The organism is Pseudoalteromonas sp. Z9A5, assembly GCF_011378875.1.
Taxonomy (GTDB): domain Bacteria; phylum Pseudomonadota; class Gammaproteobacteria; order Enterobacterales; family Alteromonadaceae; genus Pseudoalteromonas.
Genome location: NZ_WTLC01000008.1, coordinates 109,720 through 116,081 on the forward strand (window position 1 = coordinate 109,720; position 6,362 = coordinate 116,081).

Sequence of the window (6,362 nt, forward strand, 5' to 3'; positions counted from 1 at the left end):
ATTATAAGCCTCGCTCTTTATTCCATGCTCTTACTTTCATGCCTTCTTTTAATGAATGAACACCTGCAGAAACCACAATTTGACCTTCTTCAATACCACTTAACACTTCAATACCATCGCGATGTAGTTGACCTACTTTTACCGCTTGTTTGCGAACTTCACTTGTTTGAGGATTAAATATCCATACATAAGCATTATCTTTAATTGACTCTTGTGGCTCAGAAAAAACTGATTCAATCGGTAAAATAGTATAGGCAACTTGTGAGCTAGTAACTTTGCTTAAGTCAATTAGTACACGACCCGTCATGCCGGCAAGTAAATTAAAGTCCTTGGGTAAAGGAAGCGAAAAAACAACTTGGTAAGTAAGTGTTGCTGGGTCTGCTTGGGTATCCCACTCTTTAATATCAAGTGTGTATTCTTTATCGTCAAAGCCATCAAATTTTACGGTTGGGTGGTAGTCGGTTCCTTTTTGTAAGCGAGCGACTATTTTCTCTGGTACCTGAATTTCTACATCCATTAAATCGCGTGTTTCTAGGCGTAATATATTTTGCTTAGCTTGAATGTTTTCAAAGTTTTTAACAAATACTTTAGCAACCGTACCTGAAAATGGCGCGCGAAGTTCACTGTACTCAAGGTTTGTTTCGGCAATTCTAAATGCAGACTCAGCAATTTGCATATTGGCAGTGGCTTCATCTAATTCTGATTGGCTTGTGATTTTTTTCTCAAACAATTGTTCAATACGCCCAAGTTGAGATTTTGCCAGCTCAAAGCGCGCTTTACGTTCGTCAAATTGTAACTGAAAATCTTCAGGGTCAAGTTTTGCCAACAAATCGCCTTTCTCAACGTGCTCGCCAGCAAGTACAGGAAACTTAATAAGTTCGCCATTTACCCTAAAGGCAAGGTATGAGCCTTGGTTTGCAACTACTTCAGCAGGAAAACTACGAATGTTTATTTGCGAATCATGACCTATGTTAAATAATTTAACAGGGCGAATGGGCTCTTCTTTAACTTGTTTTTCAGGCTCAGAACAGGCTATTAAGCTAAGTAAGGTCGTTGTTAATAAACATAGGCGAAAGAGTTTCATGTTTCTCCGTGGCAATGGTGGCAAAATAATTAAGTGCAGCATACGCTGCAAACATATAAAATAAAAATCATTAAATTTTAGAAACTCAATAAGTTTTATTTATAATGTTGTGGGGCAGTGTATGAAGCTGAATCAATTAATAATTTTAGATGCGATAGTACAAAGCGCAAGCCTGAGCGGAGCAGCTTTAAAGCTACATAAAACACAACCAGCGCTCACTTTAGCAATCAAAAATTTAGAATCTAAAATAGGCTTTGAGTTACTAGATAGAAGTAAGTACAGATTACAGCTTACTGAAAAAGGGCGAATTTTTCACCGAGAGGCTTTGCACTTACTGCATGCTAACGACGAGTTGGGCAAACTTGCTGAGGAATTATCATTAGGAAATGAACCGCAGTTTAGAATTTGTTATGAACAGCTTTGTCATATGCAAAGTTATAATGAGATCATAAGTAATACTTTTGGATTATTTACTAGCACTGAATTTAGTTTAACGAGCGGAAAGCGCTTTATCTCATTAGAGCAAGTTAATAGTGGTCAAGCCGAGCTAGGCATTGGTCCATGGTTTGACTTATTTCATGCAACAGGCGATTTAGAAAGTGTGCCAATAGGCAGGCTTGATATAGGTATTGTAAGTGCTAAAGGTGTGCTCCCTCAAAAACTCACCTATACCGAGCTACAAACATATCCCTGTTTAGCCATGTTTGAAAGCGATTTGAGTATAGATAGCGATAGGTTATCGTACTCAAAAGGCTCTGCAATGATGAAAATAGACGACGTATCAACTTTAAAATCATTTTTACTTTCGGGTGCTGGATGGGCAATGATGAGTTTAGCGCATTGCGCTCCCGAAATTAAAGCGGGCTTACTACAAGAAATACATATAACAGATAGAGAGCATAAGTTTAGTGCGCAAATTAGAGCGTTTCGGCAACATGCAATTCATCATGGTCCTGTAGCGCGTACTATTTGGGATCAATTTAAACAATTAAGTAAGGAATACTCCAGGACCAGTTAACAATGGATATTGATAAAGAAACACTTATTTTTACTGTCATTGGCTCAATACCAGCAGGCTCTGTGGCAAGCTACGGACAGGTAGCTGCGCTTGCAGGTTATCCTCAAAATTCACGTTTGGTTGGTCGTTTATTAAAAATGATGCCTAAAGATTCGAGTATTCCATGGCATCGCGTTGTAAATAGCCAAGGTAAAATATCGTTCCCTGAGGGAAGCGATAAATACCAAGAGCAACGTGAAAAGCTTTTATCAGAAGGTGTTAGCTTTAAAAGTGATAAGGTGAATATAAAATTGCATCGCTGGATTTAATTATTCAGCATTACTTACAGTTAAGTTTAATAAGGATTAATAGACGTGGATTTAAATAAAATAAAGACCGAAAACGAAAAAATAATTTTGAGTTTAAATGGCGAAGTGTGTGATTGGTTGCCCTCTTGCGAATTAACCACCATGAGGAGTCCGCAAGAAATTATAGACCGTGCACTTATTATGAATGCGATGATTAATATTGCTTTTAATGCGCCTATCGAAGATATAAAAAAATATATTAATGATAATAACTTAACAAGCACATTGTCTGACGCTGAAATAGCTATTTTAGCGTTATCGCAAGACACTATAGAGGAGCAAGACAAAGTTAACTTACATTGGTATTTGGAGTCTCTTTGGTCATTAATTTGGGTTATGAGTAAATTTGATGAGCTGAGTATTAATAAGCCAATCCCTGATGATATGATTGATTACTGCCCAAATTTACAAAATGAAGAAGGCCCTGAAAAATTTAACCAAAATATTCAACTACGTCCTTTTGAAGAAGTTTATTCAATGAGAGATTTATATTACAGAGCCATGTGGTGCGCTAGGCACTTTAATTTAAACGCTAAATCTAACGACAACTTTAATATGAGCCTTATTATGGAACGTAGACGCGGTTTAACGTGGTGCCTTGATAATGATTCTGACTGGGATAATATTGCGCAAAACACCTAATAAAATAATAAATCCGTTTTATTTCGTATTCAAATAAACCAATTATTTATTAAATATATAGGTCTTAAAATGCAAAAGTTGTTTGGATTGTTAACCTTAGTCATACTTGGAGGCTGTTCTTCAGTGTGCCTAGTCGATGAAGAACCAGGCTCTGCAAATTTAAAAGTATACAACTTAAATACATTTAATGATGATGACAGCCTTAAATTAGAATCCTGTTTAGAACGTTCTCGTTATAGCTATTCACAAGGGCCTATTATTGCTGATTACATACCTTCGGGTATAAATGGTAAGCCGCTTTGTTTATTAAAAAAAGCAAAAAATGATGCAGTAAAAGATAACTTAGTTTTGGTGCAATACGCATACAATAATTTTGAGATAGGCTTACAATACAGCGTGGCTACTTATAAATGCCCTGCAACAGTTAACTTTACCGAGTAATACAGTTAATAAGTAAGGTGATATCCCCGTTGCATTGCATTTATTACGCTCACTTTATGTTGGAATAGGGTTGAATAAAAAATGGATATAATTGAAAAGTCATTAGCTATAGCGCTTAAAGCTTATTCGGGGCAAAAAGATAAAGCGGGTCAAACGTATATTCTACACCCGCTGCGTTTAATGGCAAAAATGGACACAGATGAAGAAAGGGCGGTTGCATTACTTCACGACGTGATTGAGGATTCTGATTACACAGCTGACGACTTGCTAGCACAAGGCATACCATCGAATATAGTTAATGCCGTTCAATGCCTCTCCAAGATTAAAGGTGAAAGTTACGACTTATTTATTAAACGTGTAAAAACGAATAGCCTTGCAACTAAAATAAAAATTGCTGACATTGAAGACAATATAAATATATTACGTTTAGACACTGTTAACGAAAACGATCTTAGCCGAGTCGCTAAATACCATCGCGCTTGGAAGTTTTTACACAGCACGCTTGGCGGTAATCGGTAATCGGTAATCGGTAATCAGTAATCAGTAATCAGTAATGAGTAATCAGTAATCAGTAATCAGGTATTATTTTTATCATAAGGTCACTACATGCAATGTAATAAGTCGGGTACTGCGATCTTCATTGATTTTTTGATTAGAGGGTTTTCGGCAACAGCCTGTCTATTTATATCAATACTGGCATTGTGGATATTGAGAGGTATAGAAAGCGGTATTCCTGTTGGTACTTTAAGAGGCGACGATCCTATATGGATTGCCTCATTTTTAAGTTGTTGGCTTGTTATACCGGCTATTGCAGCCTACGTAGCCGATATTTTAAAAGGTAGGCGTGCTCGAGTCACTACTTATAGCGTATTTGCTGTTATGCAGAGTATTACTCTTTATTTTTGGGTGAGCTATATGGCTAAACAACCTCACTCAGAAGTAAGTAGTTCTATATTGCCTATGTTGGTCTGGTTATCAATTCCATTAGCTGCGTTATATTACCCTGCATTTTTTTATGGTTTAAACAAAAATAAAATGCGAATTAAAGTAGTTATAATCACGTTAATTATTATATTTTTCTGGTTTGTTTAAAAAATATTTAAGCGGTAAGGGCTATTTTGAGAATTTATAATAATGGCGATAATATCTATACTGGCGCGCTCCAATGCGGTGGCGGGTTTGATGCTTATTTGCAAATTGAACTATCTGACATCGAAGTTAAAAGTATCCAGTTTATTAAGTTAAAAGCAATGAATGTTGGTTTGAGTAGTGCGGTGTCTGTTGATAAAATAAAAGAGTCGGTTGAACTCGCTCTACAATCATTTTTTAATAAAACAGGTGAAATTTATTTTATCAAAACGGTCAGTTATATCCCCAACGATTCAACGCATTATCATTTATATTCCCGTATTGTTTATGAAATATTAAATCGTATTTATACAAATAGTAAATTTAACTGAAAATGAAATTGAGTGAATAACAATCAAGTAGGTCAACTTGAAGGCTGCTCGTAATATGGATTTTTTTATTGGTTTATTATTGGTTTATTATTGGTTTTTTAATGGATAATATATGAATGAATGCAAAAAATAAAAAAGACATATCGAGTCGTCATCCGGATGATTACGCGCATATGAGCTTAGATGCCCAACAAAGGCTGCTTTTTACAAAACGAATCCCCAAAAATAAACGAGAACAAATAATTCTAAAAGTAGCCACAGACTACATGGGTAACCGTTTATATTTTTTGTGCTACTTATTTGGTTTTATTGCCTTTATGCCATGGGTGGCATCAGGTTGGTTAGGCTTAATTTTTACTGTGAGCGGTATGGGTTATGTTCTTTTTCGTTATATTCGTATGGACGATTCATTTACTGAGCGCATAAAGTTTGAAAGGGAGTCTCCTGTAAAGTCTATTAGCCAAATACATAATGAACATGTAATAAATGGCTTGTTGTTAAGTACATGCTCTATAGCATTAAATGTCTTAGTATTTTTAATACTTTTTATAATAAAAAAATAGTTATCACGTGTAGTAAATTTGCATGCTTGATTTTAAAATTAGGAAATATATGATTGTTTACATTGATATGGACGATGTTCTTTGTAATTTTACCGAGGCTGCGAATCAAGATCTTAAATTAAATCCAGCGATTCAATTTCCTCAATCTCAATATGGCTTTTATACTAAATTACGACCTTTGCCTGGTGCAATTAACGCCGTTAACGCTTTATTAGATTCTGATAAATACACACCTTATATTTTAACTGCTCCGTCAGTAAAAAATCCGTTATGTTATACCGAAAAACGCATTTGGGTTGAGCAGCACTTAGGTTTTGAAATGGTAAATAGATTGATTATCAGCCCTAACAAAAGTTTATTAAAAGGGCAGTACTTAATAGATGACAATCATACAGGACGTTGCCAAAGTGAATTTGAAGGTAAATTGTTACACTTTGGTACTTCACTTTATCCCGACTGGGCGTCAATTAGAAAATATTTAGACGTGTAGTCTTAAACGTATGATTTCAGCGAGCCTGCATGAATTCTATTAATCATAGCGTTCATATTTGTGTATTTAGAGTGAAGGTAATCGACCTTCATTTACAAGCGGCGATTATGAATTATTTGACCGTATAGATGACTTTTTATCTGAGAATGTCAGATTAGATTAGTGATACTCAATTAAATCCTACGCCAGCTAAGTGCTGTGAGCGGTCGTTGATATATAGTGATGTGTGAAGTCAAGATTTGACCCTGAGGAATCCCCACAATTTGATAATATAAATCAATAAGGTAGTTTAAAAAACAGTTGAAGTGCACAGCCAA

Annotated in this window: 10 protein-coding genes; 9 read left to right on the forward strand and 1 reads right to left on the reverse strand. The window is 35.6% G+C overall.

The window, feature by feature from the left end; genetic code table 11:
- Position 1 precedes the first annotated feature (1 nt).
- Positions 2-1,084, reverse strand: a complete 1,083-nt coding sequence (locus GQR56_RS06345) for an efflux RND transporter periplasmic adaptor subunit (protein ID WP_166109599.1) — start codon at positions 1,082-1,084, stop codon at positions 2-4.
- 121 nt (positions 1,085-1,205) lie between these two features.
- On the opposite strand from GQR56_RS06345, the gene GQR56_RS06350 reads away from it, so the two are divergent.
- The 9 genes from GQR56_RS06350 to GQR56_RS06390 all read left to right on the forward strand — a co-directional run bounded on the left by GQR56_RS06350 (position 1,206) and on the right by GQR56_RS06390 (position 6,045).
- Positions 1,206-2,102, forward strand: coding sequence for a LysR family transcriptional regulator (locus GQR56_RS06350; protein WP_024611351.1), 897 nt, complete (start codon positions 1,206-1,208; stop codon positions 2,100-2,102).
- Positions 2,103-2,104: 2 nt separating this feature from the next.
- Positions 2,105-2,410, forward strand: a complete 306-nt coding sequence (locus tag GQR56_RS06355; RefSeq protein WP_024611350.1) for an MGMT family protein — start codon at positions 2,105-2,107, stop codon at positions 2,408-2,410.
- 45 nt (positions 2,411-2,455) lie between these two features.
- On the forward strand, positions 2,456-3,091 hold the full coding sequence (locus tag GQR56_RS06360; RefSeq protein WP_166109601.1) for a DUF4272 domain-containing protein: 636 nt from the start codon (positions 2,456-2,458) through the stop codon (positions 3,089-3,091).
- Between the two features lie 69 nt (positions 3,092-3,160).
- The gene (locus GQR56_RS06365) at positions 3,161-3,532 is read left to right on the forward strand and encodes a hypothetical protein (protein ID WP_166109603.1); all 372 of its coding nucleotides are present in this window, start codon (positions 3,161-3,163) and stop codon (positions 3,530-3,532) included.
- 81 nt (positions 3,533-3,613) lie between these two features.
- Entirely contained in the window at positions 3,614-4,051 is a 438-nt protein-coding gene (locus GQR56_RS06370; protein ID WP_166109605.1) for a GTP pyrophosphokinase, read from the forward strand.
- Positions 4,052-4,138: 87 nt separating this feature from the next.
- On the forward strand, positions 4,139-4,624 hold the full coding sequence (locus GQR56_RS06375) for a hypothetical protein (RefSeq protein WP_166109607.1): 486 nt from the start codon (positions 4,139-4,141) through the stop codon (positions 4,622-4,624).
- A 26-nt stretch (positions 4,625-4,650) separates the two neighbouring features.
- Entirely contained in the window at positions 4,651-4,992 is a 342-nt protein-coding gene (locus tag GQR56_RS06380; RefSeq protein WP_166109609.1) for a hypothetical protein, read from the forward strand.
- Between the two features lie 116 nt (positions 4,993-5,108).
- Positions 5,109-5,555: a hypothetical protein gene (locus tag GQR56_RS06385; RefSeq protein ID WP_166109611.1), complete on the forward strand. Its 447-nt coding sequence runs from the start codon at positions 5,109-5,111 to the stop codon at positions 5,553-5,555.
- Positions 5,556-5,604: 49 nt separating this feature from the next.
- Positions 5,605-6,045 carry a hypothetical protein gene (locus GQR56_RS06390; RefSeq protein ID WP_166109613.1) on the forward strand — a complete coding sequence of 147 codons (441 nt, stop codon included), beginning with the start codon at positions 5,605-5,607 and terminating at the stop codon, positions 6,043-6,045.
- The last annotated feature ends 317 nt before the right edge of the window (positions 6,046-6,362 follow it).

What these genes read in the sequence shown, in the direction of transcription:
- GQR56_RS06375 (WP_166109607.1), top strand. Translation starts at nt 4,139, where the DNA reads ATGCAATGTAATAAGTCGGGTACTGCGATCTTCATTGATTTTTTGATT.
- GQR56_RS06355 (WP_024611350.1), top strand. Translation starts at nt 2,105, where the DNA reads ATGGATATTGATAAAGAAACACTTATTTTTACTGTCATTGGCTCAATA.
- GQR56_RS06390 (WP_166109613.1), top strand. Translation starts at nt 5,605, where the DNA reads ATGATTGTTTACATTGATATGGACGATGTTCTTTGTAATTTTACCGAG.
- GQR56_RS06345 (WP_166109599.1), bottom strand. Translation starts at nt 1,084, where the DNA reads ATGAAACTCTTTCGCCTATGTTTATTAACAACGACCTTACTTAGCTTA.
- GQR56_RS06385 (WP_166109611.1), top strand. Translation starts at nt 5,109, where the DNA reads ATGAATGCAAAAAATAAAAAAGACATATCGAGTCGTCATCCGGATGAT.
- GQR56_RS06365 (WP_166109603.1), top strand. Translation starts at nt 3,161, where the DNA reads ATGCAAAAGTTGTTTGGATTGTTAACCTTAGTCATACTTGGAGGCTGT.
- GQR56_RS06370 (WP_166109605.1), top strand. Translation starts at nt 3,614, where the DNA reads ATGGATATAATTGAAAAGTCATTAGCTATAGCGCTTAAAGCTTATTCG.
- GQR56_RS06350 (WP_024611351.1), top strand. Translation starts at nt 1,206, where the DNA reads ATGAAGCTGAATCAATTAATAATTTTAGATGCGATAGTACAAAGCGCA.